Raw genomic sequence first — 19072 nt, forward strand, 5'->3', positions numbered from 1 at the left:
TCCGCCCTTTCGATTTAGTCGAGCTTGATTTTGGCGACCTTGATCAGGCGTCCATAGTCGGCGTGCTCTTTCATCACCATGTAGGCAAAGTCGGCGGAGCTCATGGGGCTGGGGGTCGCGCTCATGCGTGCAAACTTTTCCGCGGTATCGGGCGTGTTGAGTGCGTCGGCGAATGCCCGCTGAAGCTGGTCTGCCGTGGCTTTGGGAAGGTTAGCCGGGCCAAAGATGCCGAACCAGGTGCTGATGTGAAAGCCGGGCAACACGTCGTTAATGGTCGGAATTTCCGTGAAGCTGCTGGAGCGGTTGATGGTGGTCACACCAAAAGCGACCAGCTTGCCCGACTTGATGTTGGCGCTGGCAGAGGCCAGATTGTCGAACATCAGGTCTGTCTGGCCGGACAGCAGGCCAGCCTGCGCCTGGGCCGAGCCGCTGGAAGGCAGGTGCACTACGCTGATCTTGGCCAGGCTTTTAAACAGCTCGCCCGCGAGGTGGCCGGCGCTTCCATTGCCGCCGGAGGCATAGTTCAGCCGGCCGGGGTTCTTGCGCGCATACGCGATCAGGTCCTTGGTGTCCTTGATTTTCAGCCGCCTGGCCGTTTCGGCATTCATGACCAGCACGTTCGGCACCCGCGCCACCAACGTGATAGGCGTGAAGTCCTTCAATGCGTCATAGGGCATGTTCGGGTAGAGCCACGGGTTGATGGCATGGGTGGCCACCGCCCCCATCACCAGCGTATGACCGTCTGCAGGCGCCTTGGCGACGAGGGCCGCACCCACGTTTCCGCCGGACCCCGGCCGGTTGTCAACCGTGACTTCGGTTTTGAGCAGGGGGCGCAGCTTCTCGGCGAGGATGCGCGCAGCGTTGTCCAGCGGGCCGCCGGCTGGATAGGGAACGACGATCGTCACCGGTTTTTGCGGCGACAGCTGCGCATGGCCTGCGAAAGCCGTCATCGCCAACGTGAATGCCGCTGCGGCCTTGATGAATAAACCCACCTTCATGATTTCCTTGGTTATGTTGCGTTGCGTTGTTTTGCCGAACCATCAACGCTGCAGGGCGCAGCGCCGGAGAATGAAAACAGGGTTCGGCAAAGGGGCCTGACTATAGCCGCGAAATATGACTTTTCGGAGCATCGCCGGCACGGCATTTCATATGCATACTTATTGATTACACGTGCATCGGGGTCGGGAAGCGGCTTTTTTCAGCCGCCCGATGGGCATCACCCGGAAGTGATGCGGGCAGCGCTGCCCTCAGGCGGCCTCTTTGTAGAAGACACCGCGCTGCAAGGAGCGGCTGGCAACCGGCGCAACCGCATGGGCGATGGCACCTATGTGATCCGGCGTGGTGCCGCAGCAACCGCCCACGATGTTGACGAGGCCTTCCTCGGCAAACTCGCGCAGCAGGCGGGACGTCACGTCGGGCGTTTCGTCAAAGCCGGTGTCGCTCATGGGGTTGGGCAGGCCGGCATTGGGGTAGCAGCTGATGAAGGTGTCGCCCGCCACGCGGGCCAGCTCCTGGATGTAGGGGCGCATCAGGGTGGCGCCCAGTGCGCAGTTGAGGCCGACTGCCAGTGGTGCGGCATGGCGCACGCTGTGCCAGAAGGCCGTCACGGTTTGCCCGCTCAGGATGCGGCCCGAAGCGTCGGTCACGGTGCCGCTGATGATCAAGGGCAGGCGCTCGCCGGAGTTGTCGAAGTACTCATCGATGGCAAACAGCGCCGCCTTGGCGTTGAGCGTGTCGAAGATGGTCTCGACCAGCAGCACGTCGCTGCCGCCCTTGACCAGTGCCTCCGTCTGTTCGTAATAGGCCTTGCGCAACTCCTCGAAACTGGTGTTGCGCGCGCCCGGGTCGTTCACGTCGGGGCTGATGCTGGCCGTCTTCGGCGTGGGGCCGAGGGCGCCGACGACAAAACGCGGCTTGTCGGGCGTTGAAAACTTGTCGCAGGCGGCACGGGCGATGCGGGCCGACTCGTAGTTCATCTCGACGGCCAGGTCGGCCATGTCGTAGTCGGCCTGCGCCACGGTCGTCGCGCCGAAGGTGTTGGTTTCAATCATGTCGGCGCCCGCAGCCAGGTAGCCCTCATGGATGTCCTGGATCACGTCGGGCCGCGTCAGGCTCAGCAACTCGTTGTTGCCCTTCACGTCCTTGTGGAAATCCTTGAAGCGTTCGCCGCGGTACTGGGCCTCGTTGAGCTTGAAGCGCTGGATCATGGTGCCCATCGCACCGTCAAGGATGGCGATGCGCTGTTCCAGGATGGCCGGCAGCTGCTGCCCGCGGGTGTAGGTGATTGGCTTCATGCCCCGATTTTAAGGCGCGGCAGCTTTTTCAGCAGACTTCGATGGGTTCTCTTCAACCAGCAAGGGCCGCGGAACCGGCTTTGCTGGGCCGCAAGCGCAGCGCCCCCTTGGGGGGCAGCGCATTACACGAAGTGAAAAGCGTGGGGGCGTTAGACGACAATAGGGGTATTGCCCTGAACATGAAAAACTTTCAACCCAAAGAAGCCTGGACCTGGCTGCAGGCACATCCTGACGCGCTGTTTGTGGACGTGCGCATGGAGATCGAGTCGCTGTACGTCGGCCGCCCCCCAGGCGTGGTCAACGTGCCGTGGTACGAATACCCCGACCTGCAGCCGGACCCGCAAAAGTTCGCCGACGCCGTGGCGCGCGAGGCTGCCGGCAAGGCGCAGCCGGTGCTGCTGATTTGCCGATCCGGCAAGCGCACGCTGGACGCCGGCAAGGCACTGGAAGCGGCCGGTTTTTCTGATGTGCAGCATGTGGTGCACGGCTTTGAAGGTGAGCTCGACGAACAGTTCCAACGCTCCACGCTCTCGGGCTGGCGGTTTGATGGCTTGCCCTGGGAGCAGATGTAGCCAGTTTTTTACTGCTTTTTATGCATTAAACAGGCCCGCAGCCTTTATTCCACCAGCGCAAGCAGCTACTATTTTCATAGCACCCCCTCTTCATCGTTTCGATTTTCCGGCTTAAAACCTTGTCTTCACTGCCCATTTCTGCGCCTTTGCCGACACCACTGGACGTGCTCAGCCGGGTTTTTGGTTATGACAGCTTCCGCGGGCCGCAGGAGGCCATCGTGGACCACGTGGTGCGCGGCGGCGATGCCCTGGTGCTGATGCCCACCGGCGGAGGCAAATCACTGTGTTACCAGATCCCGGCCATCGTGCGGCAAAACGCCGGCCACGGGGTCACTGTCGTGATCTCGCCGCTGATTGCGCTGATGCACGACCAGGTGGGCGCCCTGCATGAGGCCGGCGTGTCCGCTGCATTTTTGAACTCGACGCAAAGCTTTGAAGAAAGCAGCCAGCTTGAAAAGCAATTGCTGCGCAATGAGCTGACGCTGCTCTACGCCGCGCCCGAGCGCATCAACACCCCGCGCATGAAAGGCCTGCTCGGCTCGCTCCACGAACGTGGCCTGCTCAGCCTGTTTGCGATTGACGAAGCGCATTGCGTGAGCCAGTGGGGTCATGACTTCCGGCCCGAGTACCGGTCATTGAGCCTGCTGCACGAAACCTTCCCGAACGTGCCGCGTATTGCGCTGACGGCGACCGCGGATGCACTAACGCGGCAGGACATGATCGAGCGGCTCAAGCTGGAAGACGCACGCGCGTTTGTCAGCAGCTTTGACCGGCCGAACATCCGCTACACCATCGTCGAAAAAACCGATGCGACGCGCCAGTTGCTGCGTTTCATCGAAAGCGAACACGCCGGGGAAGCCGGCATTGTGTATTGCCAGTCACGCAAACGCGTGGAGGAAATTGCCGAGGCCCTGCAGGACGCCGGCCTCAAGGCCATGGCCTATCACGCGGGCCTGGACAGCGCCCTGCGCCAACAGCGGCAAGACCGCTTCCTGCGCGAAGAAGGCATGGTGATGGTCGCGACGATTGCCTTCGGCATGGGCATCGACAAGCCTGATGTGCGTTTTGTCGCGCATTTGGACATGCCGAAAAACATCGAAGGCTACTACCAGGAAACAGGCCGTGCCGGCCGCGACGGCCTGCCCGCCAACGCCTGGATGACGTACGGCCTGCAGGACGTGGTGAACCAGCGCCGCATGATAGACACCAGCGAAGCTGCCAGCGAAGAGTTCAAACAGGTCATGCGCGGCAAGCTCGACGCTTTGCTGACGCTGGCCGAGGACACGCGCTGCCGTCGGGTTAGCCTGCTGGGCTATTTCGGCGAAGACAGCCAGCCCTGCGGCAATTGCGACAACTGCCTGAACCCGCCGGCGGTGTGGGACGCAACGGAAGCCGCACGCAAGATGCTCAGCTGCATCTACCGTGTGCAGCAGGCCAGCGGCATCAGCTTTGGCGCAGGCCACCTGATGGACATCCTGCGCGGCAAGGCGACCGAAAAAGTATTGCAGTACGGCCACGACAAGCTCAGCACCTTCGGCATTGGCGCCGACCTGTCCGAAGTGCAGTGGCGCGGCGTGTTACGCCAATTGATCGCCAAGGGAATGGTGCGGGTCGACCCCGATGCGTTCAACACGTTGCAGCTGTTGCCTGATGCACGCCAGGTGCTCAAAGGCGAAGTCAGCGTGATGCTGCGCGAGCAGTCGGCCGGCGCCGGTGAACGGCGCAAAGGCAGTGCCAAAAAAGGCACCAAGACCTCCGCCAAAGGCATGGCCGAAGCCTCGCTCAACGCCGGTGCGCTGGAGCGCCTGGCCCGCCTGAAAGCCTGGCGCGCCGAAGTCGCCCGCGAACACAACCTGCCGGCCTTCGTGATCTTTCATGATGCAACCTTGCGAGCCATTGCAGAACGCGCGCCGCAAGGCATTGCCGATCTCGAAGGCATCAGTGGTATCGGCGTCAAAAAACTCGAGGCCTACGGGGCCGAAGTGCTGCGCGTCTGCGCTGGGGCGGATTAGGCCCTCGCTTCCGATGGCCGATTCCCGTGCGGTGCCGGCCGCCCGGCCGCTTAAGTTGCGCCAGATGTATTGCGGATTTCGACGCTGTCTATGGCGGCCCGCGCAGGGCGCTGCGGTGTCAACAACCCGCGTACCAGGCCAGCGGCGTTAAAGCACCACGACACGACCGAGAACACAGCCTTGGCGGCGCTGCGCTTTCGCCATGTCATCAACAGGAGAGGTGCCGCTGCAATGCAGGAGAAGGCCCCGATGCGCGCTGTCCACGGCATGGGAACCACCAGAACAGCGAGCAACACCGCCCACCACATCAGTACGGCAGCATACAGGCGCAATTCGCGCACCCGCGTCAGCACCAGACCCAGGTGAGACTCGCCCCAGGCCGCGCGCAGCACTTCGCCCAGGCCGCAGATGTAGCGGCTGCGCCAGCGGCGCACCAGCAACTGATAGGGAGGCGCATCGTGGCCATGGTGCCGCACGGAATCGGTGCCCAGGCGCCACAGTTTCCAGCCCCTGGCGTGAAGCCGCATCGCCAGGTCAAACTCTTCATAGCTGTGCAGGTTGCGGTCTGAAAAATACCCGGCCTGCTCCACCGCGGCCCTGCGGTACAGGCCGCCCATGTCCAGCCGGTCCACCATGCCTGCCTGCATATGGCCCAGACCCCGCTCCACGCGCGCCACATATTCCAGGCTGCTGGTATTCATTTCAACGACCTGCCCTCCCACGCCGGCCACGTCGGGATGCGCCTGCATGAAGGCCAGCGCCTGCGGCAAAAACCCGGGCAGCATTTCCATGTCGCCGTCCAGGATGTACACAAATTCGCCCGCCGAATGCTGGTAACCCAGTTGGGGGCCGATGCCGCAGCAGCGCTCATTGGCACGTGCCAGCTGCACGATACGGATGGGGTAAGCAGACGCCAGCGCCACGGTGCCGTCGCTGGAGCAGGAGTCGGCCAGCACGACCTCGCCACCGACCATCCGGACGGCCGCCAGCGCACTTTCCACCGCGGCCACGATGCGCTTTTCTTCGTTCAGGGCCTTGATGACGATGCTGACCGTGCAAGGCGTTTCGCTGGCTTCAGGAAGCATCGTCACGGCTCCTCAAAATAATGCGGGCCGGCACACCCACGGCAAGGGCTCCGGCGGGGACGTCCGTGATCACCACGGCATTGGCGCCAATGTCGACGTCGTCCCCGATCCGTACAGCCCCCAGGATCTTCGCCCCGGCGCCGATATTGACGCGGTTGCCGATATGCGGTGCCTCCAGCGGCCTGTCCATGCGCTGGTTGCCGATGGTGACGCCCTGGCGGATGATGCAGTCGTCCCCGATCACGGCCTTGCCGTGCACCACAATCGCGCCGGAATGTTCTATGACGAGGCGCCTCCCGATCTGGGCCGAAACGCCGATCGTGACGCCGCAGAACATTTCAGCCAGCTTGGCCAGGACCAGATGCAGGGCCCCAAGCGGGTAGCGCACCAGCCTGGACTGAAAGCGGTAGCGCAGGTGCCCCAGCCGGTACACCTGCAGCGCCCAGAAGCCCAGGGAAAGGACACCTTCCTGCGCCACCCGCAAGTCTTCAAGAAAAGCCATTGTTATTGAGCTTTCATAACATGCATCAAGACGTGAAACCCCTCACCCGGCCGCAGGCTCCAACGGGGGCCGCTCGGGTTTGGGGGATGAGGTCCACGGCAAGTCCATCAGAACCCGACAAAAGCCGGAGCAGAAAATTCAGCCCTTGCGGAAATGCGGCGCAAGATTCGTACCAATGGACTCACCCGGAACTTGCCTGGCTGCGGTACCACCGGCGCAAGCAAGCTGTCAGAAGGCCATTGTGCCGGGGATGATTGGGGTTCCCTGTCAGCCGTATTCCCGCATAAGGTTATGCATCTTTTGCCGTGGTTAGCCTTTGCCTAGTAAGGGCTTGCCCTTAGAGGTACCCGCCATAGTTGGGCTAGCATCCGCCATTGGCATGGTTCGTGCTGATGTCGACCTACTTATTGACTGGAGAATCCCTGTGATCAAACTCGTAAAGAAACATGGACTTGTCGCCCTTGCAGCGGCTGGCCTCACTGTTGCGGCCATGGCACCTGCCCATGCCGGCAAGACACTGGACGCCATCAAGGCACGGGGCCAGGTCATCTGCGGCGTGAACGTCGGGCTGGCGGGGTTTTCCTCTGCCGACAGCAACGGCGCCTGGACCGGGCTCGACGTGGACGTCTGCAAAGCCGTCGCCGCCAGCGTGCTGGGCGACGCCAGCAAGATCAAGTGGGTTCCCTTGAACGCCCAGCAGCGCTTTACCGCCCTGCAGTCCGGTGAAGTTGACGTCCTGTCGCGCAACACCACGTTCTCGCTGACGCGAGATGCTTCGCTCGGCCTGCACATGACCGCCGTCACCTACTACGACGGCCAGGGCTTCATGGTCCCGGTGAAAAGCAAGATCAAAAGCGCCAAGCAGCTGAAAAACGCCACCGTCTGCGTGCAGTCCGGAACCACCACGGAAAAAAACCTGACGGACTTCTCCAAGGCCAACAACCTCAACATGAAACCCGTCGTGTTTGAAAAGCAGGAAGCCGTCAACGCCGCCTACTTCTCCGGCCGTTGCCAGGCCTACACCACGGACGCATCCGGCCTGGCCTCGGTGCGCAACAAGGAAGCCAAAGTACCGGCCGACCACCTGATCCTGCCGGAGCTGATTTCCAAGGAGCCGCTGGGCCCCATGGTGCGCCGCGGTGACGACGAATGGTTCGCCATTGTCAAATGGGTGATCTACGGCCTGATCGAAGCGGAAGAATACGGCGTGACCCAGGCTAATGTCGATGCCATGACCAAGGAAAGCAAGGACCCGGTGGTCATGCGCCTGACCGGTAGCGGCGAGGACACCGGCAAGCTGCTGGGCCTGGACAAGGAATGGCTGGTTCGCGCCGTCAAGGCCGTCGGCAACTACGGTGAAATCTTCGAACGCAACGTCGGCCCCAAGACGCCCCTGGCACTGCCGCGCGGCCAAAACAACCAATGGAACAAGGGCGGCCAGATGTACGCCATGCCGGTGCGCTGAACGACTCCTTCCGATGCGCTGAACGCAACGGGCCGCTCGCAACCATCCGTTGACGAGTGGCCCGTTTTACTTGGGTAACCGCCTTATGTCCGAGCACTCCCTGATTCCCGCCCGGCCGGCGCCGGCGCTGCGGCGCAGAGTTTTTTCCTGGCGCAGCAAGCAGGCGCGCGCCGTTGTCTACCAGATCCTGGCCGTCAGCCTGATCGTCTTCCTCGTGTGGCTGCTCGTGAGCAACACCATGAGCAACATGAAGACGCGCGGCATCCAGAGCGGCTTTGATTTTCTGTTTCAACCCGCCGGTTTCGACATCGGGGAAGGCTGGCTGAATTACGACTCGATCGATCCCTACTGGAAAGCCTTTCTCGTGGGGCTGGTGAACACGCTGCGGGTGGCCGTGGTGGGCATTGTGCTCACGTCCGTGCTGGGAACCCTGCTGGGCGTGGGACGCTTTTCGCGAAACGCCCTGATCCGCGGCCTGTGCTACGGCTATATCGAGATGTTCCGCAACATTCCGGTGCTGCTGCAGCTGTTGATGTGGTACCTGCTGTTCACGGAATACCTGCCGGCCATTGACCAGGCCCTGCATATCGGCAGCCTGGTGTATATCAGCAAGAACGGCCTGTCTTACCCCTTTCCGGTGTGGCATCTCGGGCAGACGCTGGCCCTCGTCGGCATGGCGGCCGGTGGTGTGGCGGGGTTTGTTTATGCGCGCCGGGCACGCCACCACTTTGACCAGACCGGCCATGCGCGTCCCGTGTTGTGGGTGGTGCTGGGGCTGGTCGCGGCCGGTGCGCTCCTGGGCTGGCTGGCCGGTGGTGCGCCTTCCGAATGGAACCTGCCGAAACTGACGGAAACCCAGGTGGAGGGCGGTGGCGCGCTGTCGCCTGAATACCTGGCGGTGCTGCTCGGGCTGGTGCTTTACACCTCGGCCTTTGTGGCGGAGGTGGTCCGCGCCGGCATTGCCTCTGTCTCGCTGGGCCAGCACGAGGCCAGCGCATCGCTGGGACTCTCGCGCGGCCACTCCATGCGCCTGGTGGTGCTGCCCCAGGCGCTGAGGGTCATCATCCCGCCGCTGACCAACCAGTACCTGAATCTCACCAAAAATTCGTCACTGGCCGTTGCCGTGGGCTACCCCGACCTTGTGTCGATTGCCAACACCTCGCTCAACCAGACCGGCCGCGCCGTCGAATGCATTGCCATCATCATGCTGATCTACCTCACCACATCGCTGGCCACCTCTGCGCTGATGAACTGGTTCAACAGCCGCGCCGCCATCAAGGAACGCTGACATGAACCAGACCTTTGTTCCCGTCGCGCCGCGCCCCGCCCCCATCAAGATGGAGGGCCCGGGCCCCTGGCTGCGCAACAACCTGTTTTCCAGCGTCGGCAATGCGCTGGTGTCGGTCGGGGTCATCGCCCTGTTGCTGTGGGCCGCCTCGTCGGCCCTTCGGTGGGCGGTGTTCAATGCCGTGACCGCCGCCGACGCGGATGCCTGCCAGGCCGCACGCGGCATAGGCGCATGCTGGGGCGTGATCAACGAAAAAGCCCGCATCATCCTGCTGGGCCGCTACCCCCTGACAGAGCACTGGCGGCCGGAGCTGGCAACCTTTTTGCTGCTGGGCCTGGTGGTTGCCAGCTGCAGCCGCTGGTTCTGGAAACCCTGGCTGGGACTGATCTGGATCGCGGTCCTGACGGCGTTCTTCACGCTCATGAGTGGCGGCATGTTCGGGCTATCCAAAGTGTCCACCGACCAGTGGGGCGGCCTGCCGCTGACCGTGATGCTGACGGTCATCTCCATGACGATCGCCTTCCCGATTGCGGTGGCGGTGGCGCTGGGGCGGCGCTCCAACATGCCCGCCATCAAGACCCTGTGCGTCATTTACGTCGAGCTGATTCGCGGCGTGCCGCTGATCTCCGTGCTGTTCATGGCCAGCTTCATGTTTCCGCTGTTCATGCCCATCGGCAAATCGCCTGACGTGCTGATCCGGGTGATAGTCGGCATCACGCTGTTCGCTGCGGCCTATATGGCGGAAATCGTCCGGGGCGGTTTGCAGTCCCTCTCCAAGGGCCAGACCGAGGCGGCCGCCAGCCTGGGCCTGGGCTATTGGCAGACGCAGATCAAGATCGTGTTGCCGCAGGCCCTGGGTACGGTGGTACCCAGCATCATGAACAACTTCATTTCGCTGTTCAAGGACACCTCCCTCGTGACCATCGTGTCCCTGTATGAACTCACCGGGGCCCTGTCGCTGGCGGTCGGGTCCGATCCGAACTGGCGGCCGTTCAAGATTGAGGCTTACCTCTTTATCGCCGCGATTTACTTCACCTGCTGCTTCGCCATGTCCCGCTACAGCCTCTGGATAGAGCGGCGGCTGGCTGTGGGCAAGGCCCGCTGACAAAAACAAGGACCAACATGAGTGATCCCATCATCCGCTTTGACAAAGTCAACAAATGGTACGGCAACAATTTCCATGTGCTGCGCGACCTGCAGCTGGATGTGCAGCAGGGCGAGCGCCTGGTGATTTGCGGGCCGTCCGGTTCGGGCAAATCCACGATGATCCGCTGCATCAATGCGCTGGAGGACTACCAGGAAGGCAAGCTCACTGTGGCCGGCTCCGTCCTCGGCGACGACATCAAGGCAATTGATGCCGTGCGCCGGCAGGTCGGAATGGTGTTCCAGCAGTTCAACCTGTTTCCGCACCTGACCGTGCTTGAAAACCTGACGCTGTCGCCAACCTGGGTGGCGGGCCTGTCCAAAAAGGAGGCGACCGAGCGGGCCATGCATCAGCTCGAGCGGGTGCGCATCGCTGAGCAGGCGCAAAAGTATCCCCTGCAGCTGTCAGGCGGCCAGCAGCAGCGGGTAGCCATTGCGCGCGCGTTGTGCCTCACGCCGAAAATCATGCTGTTTGACGAGCCGACATCCGCACTGGATCCTGAAATGATCAAGGAAGTGCTGGACGTGATGATCTCGCTGGCCGACCAGGGAATGACCATGCTTTGCGTGACGCATGAAATGGGCTTTGCCAAGGCGGCCGCCGACCGCGTGATCTTCATGGACCAGGGCCAGATTGTTGAACAGAACACGCCGACGGACTTCTTCAACCACCCGCAGACCGACCGGGCGAAAGATTTCCTCTCCAAGATTCTGGGACACTAGAGGAATGTGCCAACTCCTCGGAATGAATGCCGCCAAACCCGCGGACCTTCGCTTTTCATTCACGGGTTTTGCCGCACGCGGCGGTCTGACGGACCACCATGGCGACGGCTTCGGCATCGGCTTTTTTGAAGACAAGGCCTGCCGCATTTTTATGGACAGCCAGCCGGCCGCCACCTCACCCGTGGCCGAGCTGCTCAAAAGCTACGCCATCAAGTCCTGCAATGTCGTGTCCCATATCCGCAAGGCCACGCAAGGCGACCCACAGCGCCTGGAGAACTGTCATCCGTTCACCCGCGAGCTCTGGGGCCGTCACTGGCTGTTTGCCCACAACGGCGACCTGATCAATTACTTTCCGGCGCTGGGCGGCAACTACCAGTCCGTCGGCACCACCGACAGCGAACGCGCCTTTTGCGCCCTGATGGAAAAACTCAAGGCCATCAGCCCGCGCGAACCCTGCTCGCTCGACACCGTGTTTGACACCCTGTGCAGCATGAGCGAAGGCACGGGCGAGTATGGCGTATTCAACTACCTGCTCTCCAATGGGCAGGCCCTGTTCGCGCACTGCTCCACACGGCTGTATTACCTGGTGCGGGAATGGCCGTTTTCACACGCCAAGCTCGTCGACGCCGACCTGAGCATCGACTTTGCCCAAACCAATGTCCAGGAAGACCGGCTGTGTGTCGTCGCCACCCAGCCGCTGACGCTCAATGAAGACTGGCAACAGCTGCAGCCCGGGCAATTGCTGTGGATTGAAGGCGGCCGCATCGTGCGGCAGGCACAGCTGAAGGTCAGCGAAGACGTGCGGCGTAAAAACGAAGCCAACCTGGCTTGCGTATAAAAATCAGGCCTCAGACCAATAGTGACGGGCGCAAGCAGCTATTTTTTTGATAGCAATCCGGCCCTGACGGAGCGTCTGTAACAGCGCCTGTTCCTATTGCATGAACCCCATGGCCCGCCCTTCCCGTACCTCGGGCTTGATGCGGTGCTCCGCCTCCAGCTGGGCCAAAAATTCCTCGCTGGAAAACTCTGCCGCGAGAATATCCACCTGCCGCTTCACGGCCGCGAAATCACCCGGGCACAGCTGCACCAGTTTGCCAAGCCTCTCCTGCAGCGGGGCCGCAAGCCGGTCGGCATCGCCTCCAAGTGCTTCGGTGACAAACATCTGCTCACGCTGCGCATGAGTCAGCGGCATGAATTTGATCTTGAAGGTGAAACGCCGCAGCGCTGCCTGGTCCAGGCTTTCGAGCAGGTTGGTGGTGCAGATGAAGATACCCGCATGGCGCTCCATGCCCTGCAGCATTTCGTTGACCTCGGTCACTTCGTAGGTGCGCTGGGCGCCGCGCCTGTCCTGCAGGAAGCTGTCCGCTTCATCCAGCAGCAGTACGGCTTTTTCCGCTTCGGCTTCGCGGAACATCGCCGCCATGTTCTGCTCGGTTTCACCTACATACTTGCTCATCAGGTCGCTGGCCTGCTTGATGATGAGCGGCAAATCCAGTGCTTTGGCAATGTGCTCAGCCAGCGCAGTTTTCCCCGTGCCCGGCGGGCCGTAAAAGCACAGGCTGCCATGGCTTCGGCTTTTCAGTGCCTCGACGATGCGCGGTACCTCGAACCGGGATTCGACATTGAGCATGGAAAGGTCGTAGGTCGTCGCGTTGCGCCGGCCGGAAGTTTCCGCCCTGTTGCCCAGCGCCACATCGGCGTTCTTGAGCTGGCGCTCAATCAGCGACTCCATCAACAGCGGCCGCCCGCCGGACAGGATGGCCTGCATGCCTTCTGCGTCCACCTGCGCGTCCACCGCGTCCTCAGGCGCGCTGGCCAGCCGCGCAAACCGGACAGCCGTGCGTATCTGCGCGGGCGTCAGGCCCTTGCGGGCCGTCAGCTTGGCCACAAAGGCATCGCTCACCTGAACACCTTCCAGTGTCTTGCGTACCAGGCCTTCACGAGCACCCGGCGGCGGCGACCTGAGTTCCAGGTGGTAGGCAAAGCGCCGGCGAAAAGCAGGGTCGATCTGCTCGATGCGGTTAGTGACCCACAGGGTGGGCACGGTGTTGGATTCAAGAATCTGGTTGACCCAGGCCTTGCCACTCACTGACCCGCTGGCAGGTACAGGCAATTGTTCGGAGCGTGCCATCAGTTGCGCGGCTTCGCTGGAAATCGGCGGAAACACATCTTCGACCTCATCAAACAACAAGGCGGAGTGCGTGCTGCCCTTGAGGAAGACCTGGGCGATTTGCAGCGAACGGTAGCGGTCCCGGCCGCTGAGCGAGTTGCCGTCGCGGTCGGCATATTCAACTTCGAACAGGTCCAGGCCGGCGGCTTGCGCCACGACCTTGGCCAGCTCGGTCTTGCCGGTGCCCGGGGGGCCGTACAGCAGCACATTCACGCCATGCTCTTTGCCGGCAACCGCATTGCGCAGCAGCGACACCAGCACCTGAGCGTCCTCCTGCACGAAGGCAAAGTCTGCAAGGCCCAGGCTGCTGTGGGCAGCCGGCCGGGTGAACACCGCCATCAGCTCGTTCTGGTCTCGGTACTCGCGCATCAGGACGGGCGGCAGTTTTTCACTCACTTTCATCAGGTCGGCGAGGTCGGTAATGTTGTGCTCGGAAATCAGGTTCTCGACCATGCCGATGCGCTCCAGGCGCGAGCCGGCGCGCAGCGCTTCAGCAACCTCCGGCGCCTTCACGCCGGCCACATCGGCAATGGCGGCATAGGCCTCTGGCGCATTGTTGACCTTGAACTCCACCAGCAGGGAGCGCAGGTCGCGCTGGTAGCGTGCCAGGGTTCCGTAGAGCAGCAGCGCACGCTCGGCCCGGTTGAGCTGCAGCAGGTTCGCCAGCGCATCGATGTTTTTCTCGACCAGCGTGGATTGTTTCTTGAGCGCCTGGGTCAGCCATTCGCCGGTGGCGGCCAACACCGAGAGCAAGTCCTTGGGCTGGTCCTTCGCATGCTCATCGAGGTAGAAGAACAACGTGCCTTCTTCGTAGGGGCCGCGCCAGGCGCCGTGGCGCGCCATGAACTCGGCGTCAGTCAGGCTTTCATGGCCGCGCCAGAACTCGTTGTCCTTGCAGCGGCGGCCGAGAAACTCGCGCAACCGCTGCACCGCCGGCAGGGGCCACACAAGATGCCGGCCCGAGAGCGAGAGCAGGCTGTTGAGGTCGCGGCGTACATTGAACTTGGCGCCTTGCCTTGCCGCCAGCGTCAGCACGAAATGCGAGCACATCAGGTCCAGTACCGGCGCCTCTTTCAGCCCGGGGGACAGCAGCCACTGCTGCTCGCTAACGGAACGCTTGCTCATGGACAAACCTCCCTTTGCAAATACTCGGTTGGTAGACATGCCTGTGAGATACCCTGCTTCAAGACCGGCGCCTCACTGGCTATGAGCACCGCAGATGCGACCTGGTTCAATGAGACTCCACCATAACGCAGCTTGAAGCATCATGGAAGACGCTACTTGTACCCCCACGTGTGAAATGCACCACAGAAACTCCTGCGAAGATGCGCAAAGATGATCCCGCACAATCCCACCATAGCCCCGCAGAGGAATTCCCATGCTCAGTCTCAAAGATATAGAACAAGCCGCCCAGCGCCTGCAGGGCCACCTGCTCGATACGCCCTGCGTGGAGTCCAAGACGCTTTCCCAGTTGACGGGCGCGCAGATCTACCTGAAGTTCGAGAACCTGCAGTACACCGCGTCCTTCAAGGAGCGCGGCGCCTGTAACAAGTTGGCCCAGCTCTCAGCCGACGAGCGGCGCCGCGGCGTGATCGCGATGAGTGCGGGTAACCATGCCCAGGGCGTCGCGTACCACGCACAACGGCTGGGCATACGGGCGGTGATCGTGATGCCGCGCTTCACGCCGGGCGTCAAAATCGAACGTACCCGGGGTTTTGGCGCCGAAGTGGTGCTGCACGGCGATACGCTGGACGAATCACGCACCCACGCGCTGACGCTGGCCGGGCGGGAGGGCCTGGTCTTCGTGCACCCTTACGACGACGAAGCCATCGTCGCAGGCCAGGGCACGGTGGGGCTGGAGATGCTGCACGCGGTTCCCGACCTGGAAACGCTGGTGATCGCCGTAGGGGGCGGCGGCCTGATTGCCGGCATGGCCACAGCGGCCAAAGCCCTCAAACCCGGCATTGAAGTCATCGGCGTGCAGACCTCGCGCTTTCCCGGCATGGTCAATGCCATCAAGGGTACCCAGCACCCACAGGGCACCAGCACCATTGCCGAAGGCATTGCGGTGGGAACACCGGGCGTCATTCCACAGGCCATCATCGCGAAACTGGTCGACGACCTGGTGCTGGTAGAAGAAGGAGATATCGAGCAGGCCATGGTCATGCTGCTCGAGATTGAGAAAACCCTGGTCGAAGGTGCCGGCGCGGCCGGGCTGGCGGCGCTGCTGAAGTACCCGGAGCGTTTTGCGGGTAAAAAAATCGGCCTGGTGCTGTGCGGCGGCAACATCGACCCGCTGCTGCTGGCAGCCATCATCGAGCGCGGCATGGTGCGCGCCGGGCGCCTGGCCCGCATCAAGGTCAGCGTGCGCGACATTCCGGGCTCATTGGCCAAGATCACCGCCACCGTGGCCGACGCCGGGGCCAATATCGATGAGGTGCATCACCAGCGTGCCTTCACCATGCTGTCGGCCCAGAACGTGGAGATCGAGCTGGTGATCCAGACACGCGGGCGCGACCATATCCAGCAGGTGCTGGCGGCACTGAATATGGCCGGCTTTGAGGCTTCAGAGCAGCACTAAGCTAAGCCCCTAGTTCCAGCCAATCACCTCAAAACCCTTTTCACTCAGGCAGCGCTGCACAAAGCTGCGGTAGGTGCTGTTGGGTTTGTCGTTGTGAAACGCGCCCGACACCGCACCCGCAGAGCCGCCCACGGCCGCACCTGCGGCGCCGGAGCGCAGCACGCCTTCCCCGCCGCGCCCGGTGATCAGCGCGCCCACCGCCGAAGCCACACCCCCGACGGCTGCGCCTTCACCGGCACGCCGGCCGACTTCGTTGGTGCTTTGCGACGGGCTGAGCCCGGCGGCCGAGGCCCGTGACATGCAGGCGCTGGCCTCAGCCTGACCTTGCGCGTCACCTACCCGGTTAAGGGTGGCGTTGGGATACAGCACTGGCTTTGCCGAGGCGCTGTTGGGACCGCTGGAAGCACACGCCGACAACAGGGCCAGGGCGGACAAGGCGGCACCGGCCGGGAAAAAACGGAACCGCTGCTGAGGCGCGAAATGGGCTGGGGATTTCATGCATTCCTTCCACAAATAAGCATGGCAAAGGGTACCGCAAGCCAGGCGCCGGGCATCTTTGTCACCTGCATCTTCATGTAACCATCTTCATGCAGGTAAAATCTGCCAAGACTCTCAAGCATTTCAGGAATCACCCCATGTCCAGTCCAGCCAGCCACACCACCAATGCAGCCCACGACAGCGCCACGCCCGCCCAGGAGCAGGATGCCGTTGAAGCCATCGTTCCATTGATCCCCATTGTTCTGCCCGTGGTGGGCGGCGTGCTGATGTTCCTGCTGGCGTTTATCGCCATCTACATGGCCTGAAAGCCCCCGCTTTCACCCCAAAAGTCCGCATCTTGCGGACTTTTTTGTTTCCGGGCTCCGCGCCCTCTTCTCCACCTCTCTTCCCACCCCACCTCCCAGCCCCCTCAGGCTGTTCACCAAAGAACCGCCCTGAAACTGCGGACCGAAATGCCCCGTCCGGGCATTCTTCACCCCGATGTCATGACTGCCGGAACCTCGGCACAGTCTATGCATAACCTCATGCAGGTTATGCATAACTTTTGCCTGTAACTTACAGGTAACTCGCGCCGATCTTCTTAAAATGAATTGACTGGCCGACCCGTGGAAGATGAAAAAGCAGCCTCACGCCGCCGCTTTTTTATCATTGCGCCGCAGCACTTTTGAAGCTTGCGCACCGCCCGCCGACCGGGACCTGTTTGTTGTGCAAAGGGAAGCTTCCAAGCCTTATTCCGGCAAACGTCTGAGCAGCGCAACCGCCCAGGTTGCCGCGCGACGTTTCCCGAAATAACGCTTTTTAACTTTGGAGTTTTTTCGATGAACCACCCCGCGATGCAAGGGCTTAACCTCAACACGCCCCCCTACGTCAAGAATGCCAGACTGATTGCCTGGGTTGCCGACATGGTGGCCTTGTGCAAGCCCGACAACATTTACTGGTGTGACGGCAGCGACGCCGAATACCAGCGCCTGTGCCAGCAGCTGGTCGACGCCGGCACCTTCAAAAAGCTGAGCGAAGCCAAGCGGCCGAACAGCTTCCTGGCCTGCTCCGACCCGACCGACGTGGCCCGTGTAGAAGACCGCACCTTCATCTGCTCGGCCAAAAAGGAAGACGCCGGCCCGACCAACAACTGGATGGCGCCCGCTGAAATGCGCACCACCCTGGAGCCCCTGTTTGACGGCTGCATGAAGGGCCGCACCATGTATGTGGTGCCTTTCAGCATGGGCCCGCTCGGCTCGCCGATTGCGCATATCGGCATTGAACTGTCCGACAGCCCCTATGTGGCCGTCAACATGAAAATCATGACGCGCATGGGCAAAGCCGTGTTTGACGTACTGGGCGTCGACGGCGAATTCGTCCCCTGCGTGCACACCGTGGGCGCACCGCTGGCCGAAGGCCAGAAAGACGTGAAGTGGCCTTGCAACAAGACCAAATACATCGTGCATTACCCCGAGACGCGCGAGATCTGGTCTTATGGCTCCGGCTACGGCGGCAATGCCCTGCTGGGCAAAAAATGCTTTGCGCTGCGCATTGCTTCCAACATGGGCCGCGCCGCTTCGCAAGACGGCTCCGGCAACCCGGGCTGGCTGGCCGAGCACATGCTGATCCTGGGCGTGACCTCGCCTGAAGGCAAGAAATACCACGTTGCGGCCGCGTTCCCTTCGGCCTGCGGCAAGACCAATTTTTCGATGCTGGTGCCGCCGGCGGGCTTTGAAGGCTGGAAAGTCACCACCATCGGCGATGACATCGCCTGGATCAAACCCGGCAAAGACGGGCGCCTTTACGCGATCAACCCGGAAGCCGGCTACTTTGGCGTGGCGCCCGGCACCAACATGCTGACCAACCCCAACTGCCTGCGCAGCCTGGACCGCGACGTGATCTTCACCAACGTCGGCCTGACCGACGACGGCGACGTCTGGTGGGAAGGCATGGAGCAGGACGCCCCCGGCAAGGCACTGCCGGCGCACCTGATCGACTGGCAAGGCAAGGACTGGACGCCACAAATCGCCAAGGAAACCGGCGCCAAGGCCGCCCACCCCAATTCACGCTTTACCGTGGCCGCCACCAACAACCCGGCGCTGGACCCGGCCTGGAACGACCCTGCCGGCGTGCCGATTGACGCCTTTATCTTCGGCGGCCGCCGTTCCAACACCGTGCCGCTGATCACCGAAGGCCGCAACTGGGTGGAAGGCGTGTACATGGCAGCCACCATGGGCTCGGAAACCACAGCCGCCATCACCGGCCAGGTTGGCGTGGTGCGTCGCGACCCGTTCGCGATGATCGCGTTTGCCGGCTACAACATGGCCGACTACTTCCAGCACTGGCTCAATGTGGGCCAGAAGCTGGAAGCCTCCGGCGCCAAGCTGCCCAAGATCTTCACGGCCAACTGGTTCCGCAAGGGCGAAGACGGCAAGTTTGTCTGGCCCGGCTATGGCGAAAACATGCGCGTGCTGAAGTGGATGATCGACCGCATCGAAGGCAAGGGCCAGGGCGTCGAGCACATCACCGGCTTCAGCCCCCGCTACGAAGACATGAACTGGACCGGCCTGAACTTCACCGCTGAGCAGTTCAAGACCGTGACCAGCATCGACAAGGCCGCCTGGCAAAAAGAGCTGGAACTGCACGCCGAACTGTTCAAGCAACTCGAACATCACCTGCCGAAAGAGCTGGAGGAGACCAAAGCCGCGATTGAGCGCCGCCTGGCCGCCTGACCGGCACGCCACGCGCGGGGCGTGTCGC

General features: G+C 62.2%; 16 protein-coding genes. 10 read left to right on the forward strand and 6 right to left on the reverse strand.

Going from position 1 to position 19072, the window contains the following annotated elements:
* Positions 1 to 14: 14 nt before the first annotated feature.
* Positions 15 to 998 carry a Bug family tripartite tricarboxylate transporter substrate binding protein gene (locus AC1D11_RS20340; RefSeq protein WP_457281759.1) on the reverse strand — a complete coding sequence of 328 codons (984 nt, stop codon included), beginning with the start codon at positions 996 to 998 and terminating at the stop codon, positions 15 to 17.
* Positions 999 to 1247: 249 nt separating this feature from the next.
* Positions 1248 to 2294: a homocysteine S-methyltransferase family protein gene (locus tag AC1D11_RS20345; RefSeq protein WP_477646923.1), complete on the reverse strand. Its 1047-nt coding sequence runs from the start codon at positions 2292 to 2294 to the stop codon at positions 1248 to 1250.
* A gap of 179 nt (positions 2295 to 2473) precedes the next feature.
* On the opposite strand from AC1D11_RS20345, the gene AC1D11_RS20350 reads away from it, so the two are divergent.
* Both AC1D11_RS20350 and recQ read left to right on the forward strand, forming a co-directional pair.
* Positions 2474 to 2866 carry a rhodanese-like domain-containing protein gene (locus AC1D11_RS20350; RefSeq protein ID WP_457281761.1) on the forward strand — a complete coding sequence of 131 codons (393 nt, stop codon included), beginning with the start codon at positions 2474 to 2476 and terminating at the stop codon, positions 2864 to 2866.
* Between the two features lie 119 nt (positions 2867 to 2985).
* Positions 2986 to 4878, forward strand: a complete 1893-nt coding sequence (gene recQ, locus AC1D11_RS20355; protein ID WP_477646924.1) for a DNA helicase RecQ — start codon at positions 2986 to 2988, stop codon at positions 4876 to 4878.
* A 50-nt stretch (positions 4879 to 4928) separates the two neighbouring features.
* On the opposite strand, the gene AC1D11_RS20360 is transcribed toward recQ, so the two are convergent.
* Complete coding sequence (locus AC1D11_RS20360) at positions 4929 to 5963, reverse strand: glycosyltransferase family 2 protein (protein WP_477647030.1); 1035 nt, start codon at positions 5961 to 5963, stop codon at positions 4929 to 4931.
* Positions 5953 to 6465, reverse strand: coding sequence for a serine O-acetyltransferase (locus AC1D11_RS20365; protein WP_477646925.1), 513 nt, complete (start codon positions 6463 to 6465; stop codon positions 5953 to 5955). The genes AC1D11_RS20360 and AC1D11_RS20365 overlap by 11 nt, the downstream gene beginning before the upstream one ends.
* A 490-nt stretch (positions 6466 to 6955) precedes the next feature.
* On the opposite strand from AC1D11_RS20365, the gene AC1D11_RS20370 reads away from it, so the two are divergent.
* The 5 genes from AC1D11_RS20370 to AC1D11_RS20390 all read left to right on the forward strand — a co-directional run bounded on the left by AC1D11_RS20370 (position 6956) and on the right by AC1D11_RS20390 (position 11922).
* Entirely contained in the window at positions 6956 to 7930 is a 975-nt protein-coding gene (locus AC1D11_RS20370; RefSeq protein WP_477647031.1) for an amino acid ABC transporter substrate-binding protein, read from the forward strand.
* 85 nt (positions 7931 to 8015) lie between these two features.
* The gene (locus AC1D11_RS20375) at positions 8016 to 9218 is read left to right on the forward strand and encodes an amino acid ABC transporter permease (protein ID WP_477646926.1); all 1203 of its coding nucleotides are present in this window, start codon (positions 8016 to 8018) and stop codon (positions 9216 to 9218) included.
* Position 9219: 1 nt separating this feature from the next.
* Positions 9220 to 10323 (forward strand): amino acid ABC transporter permease, encoded by a 1104-nt coding sequence (locus AC1D11_RS20380; RefSeq protein ID WP_477646927.1) that lies wholly within the window; start codon positions 9220 to 9222, stop codon positions 10321 to 10323.
* 17 nt (positions 10324 to 10340) lie between these two features.
* Complete coding sequence (locus tag AC1D11_RS20385) at positions 10341 to 11084, forward strand: amino acid ABC transporter ATP-binding protein (protein ID WP_477646928.1); 744 nt, start codon at positions 10341 to 10343, stop codon at positions 11082 to 11084.
* A 4-nt stretch (positions 11085 to 11088) separates the two neighbouring features.
* Positions 11089 to 11922 (forward strand): class II glutamine amidotransferase, encoded by an 834-nt coding sequence (locus tag AC1D11_RS20390; RefSeq protein WP_477646929.1) that lies wholly within the window; start codon positions 11089 to 11091, stop codon positions 11920 to 11922.
* Positions 11923 to 12015: 93 nt separating this feature from the next.
* On the opposite strand, the gene AC1D11_RS20395 is transcribed toward AC1D11_RS20390, so the two are convergent.
* Positions 12016 to 14379, reverse strand: coding sequence for an ATP-binding protein (locus AC1D11_RS20395; RefSeq protein ID WP_477646930.1), 2364 nt, complete (start codon positions 14377 to 14379; stop codon positions 12016 to 12018).
* Between the two features lie 253 nt (positions 14380 to 14632).
* Here AC1D11_RS20395 and AC1D11_RS20400 point away from each other — a divergent pair, with 253 nt between their 5' ends.
* Positions 14633 to 15835, forward strand: coding sequence for a threonine ammonia-lyase (locus AC1D11_RS20400; protein ID WP_477646931.1), 1203 nt, complete (start codon positions 14633 to 14635; stop codon positions 15833 to 15835).
* A 9-nt stretch (positions 15836 to 15844) separates the two neighbouring features.
* Here AC1D11_RS20400 and AC1D11_RS20405 read toward each other — a convergent pair whose 3' ends face one another.
* Entirely contained in the window at positions 15845 to 16333 is a 489-nt protein-coding gene (locus AC1D11_RS20405; RefSeq protein WP_477646932.1) for a glycine zipper family protein, read from the reverse strand.
* Between the two features lie 137 nt (positions 16334 to 16470).
* Here AC1D11_RS20405 and AC1D11_RS20410 point away from each other — a divergent pair, with 137 nt between their 5' ends.
* Both AC1D11_RS20410 and AC1D11_RS20415 read left to right on the forward strand, forming a co-directional pair.
* Entirely contained in the window at positions 16471 to 16638 is a 168-nt protein-coding gene (locus AC1D11_RS20410; protein ID WP_477646933.1) for a hypothetical protein, read from the forward strand.
* Positions 16639 to 17151: 513 nt separating this feature from the next.
* Positions 17152 to 19044: a phosphoenolpyruvate carboxykinase (GTP) gene (locus AC1D11_RS20415; RefSeq protein ID WP_477651187.1), complete on the forward strand. Its 1893-nt coding sequence runs from the start codon at positions 17152 to 17154 to the stop codon at positions 19042 to 19044.
* The last annotated feature ends 28 nt before the right edge of the window (positions 19045 to 19072 follow it).

This window comes from Polaromonas sp. P1_E11 (assembly GCF_056405995.1).

Excerpts from the sequence above, each read along its gene's own strand:
- AC1D11_RS20360 (WP_477647030.1), bottom strand. The coding sequence starts at position 5,963 with ATGCTTCCTGAAGCCAGCGAAACGCCTTGCACGGTCAGCATCGTCATC.
- AC1D11_RS20365 (WP_477646925.1), bottom strand. The coding sequence starts at position 6,465 with ATGGCTTTTCTTGAAGACTTGCGGGTGGCGCAGGAAGGTGTCCTTTCC.
- AC1D11_RS20380 (WP_477646927.1), top strand. The coding sequence starts at position 9,220 with ATGAACCAGACCTTTGTTCCCGTCGCGCCGCGCCCCGCCCCCATCAAG.
- AC1D11_RS20400 (WP_477646931.1), top strand. The coding sequence starts at position 14,633 with ATGCTCAGTCTCAAAGATATAGAACAAGCCGCCCAGCGCCTGCAGGGC.
- AC1D11_RS20340 (WP_457281759.1), bottom strand. The coding sequence starts at position 998 with ATGAAGGTGGGTTTATTCATCAAGGCCGCAGCGGCATTCACGTTGGCG.
- AC1D11_RS20390 (WP_477646929.1), top strand. The coding sequence starts at position 11,089 with ATGTGCCAACTCCTCGGAATGAATGCCGCCAAACCCGCGGACCTTCGC.
- AC1D11_RS20385 (WP_477646928.1), top strand. The coding sequence starts at position 10,341 with ATGAGTGATCCCATCATCCGCTTTGACAAAGTCAACAAATGGTACGGC.
- AC1D11_RS20395 (WP_477646930.1), bottom strand. The coding sequence starts at position 14,379 with ATGAGCAAGCGTTCCGTTAGCGAGCAGCAGTGGCTGCTGTCCCCCGGG.
- AC1D11_RS20370 (WP_477647031.1), top strand. The coding sequence starts at position 6,956 with ATGGCACCTGCCCATGCCGGCAAGACACTGGACGCCATCAAGGCACGG.
- AC1D11_RS20350 (WP_457281761.1), top strand. The coding sequence starts at position 2,474 with ATGAAAAACTTTCAACCCAAAGAAGCCTGGACCTGGCTGCAGGCACAT.
- AC1D11_RS20345 (WP_477646923.1), bottom strand. The coding sequence starts at position 2,294 with ATGAAGCCAATCACCTACACCCGCGGGCAGCAGCTGCCGGCCATCCTG.
- AC1D11_RS20375 (WP_477646926.1), top strand. The coding sequence starts at position 8,016 with ATGTCCGAGCACTCCCTGATTCCCGCCCGGCCGGCGCCGGCGCTGCGG.
- AC1D11_RS20405 (WP_477646932.1), bottom strand. The coding sequence starts at position 16,333 with ATGAAATCCCCAGCCCATTTCGCGCCTCAGCAGCGGTTCCGTTTTTTC.
- AC1D11_RS20410 (WP_477646933.1), top strand. The coding sequence starts at position 16,471 with ATGTCCAGTCCAGCCAGCCACACCACCAATGCAGCCCACGACAGCGCC.
- AC1D11_RS20415 (WP_477651187.1), top strand. The coding sequence starts at position 17,152 with ATGAACCACCCCGCGATGCAAGGGCTTAACCTCAACACGCCCCCCTAC.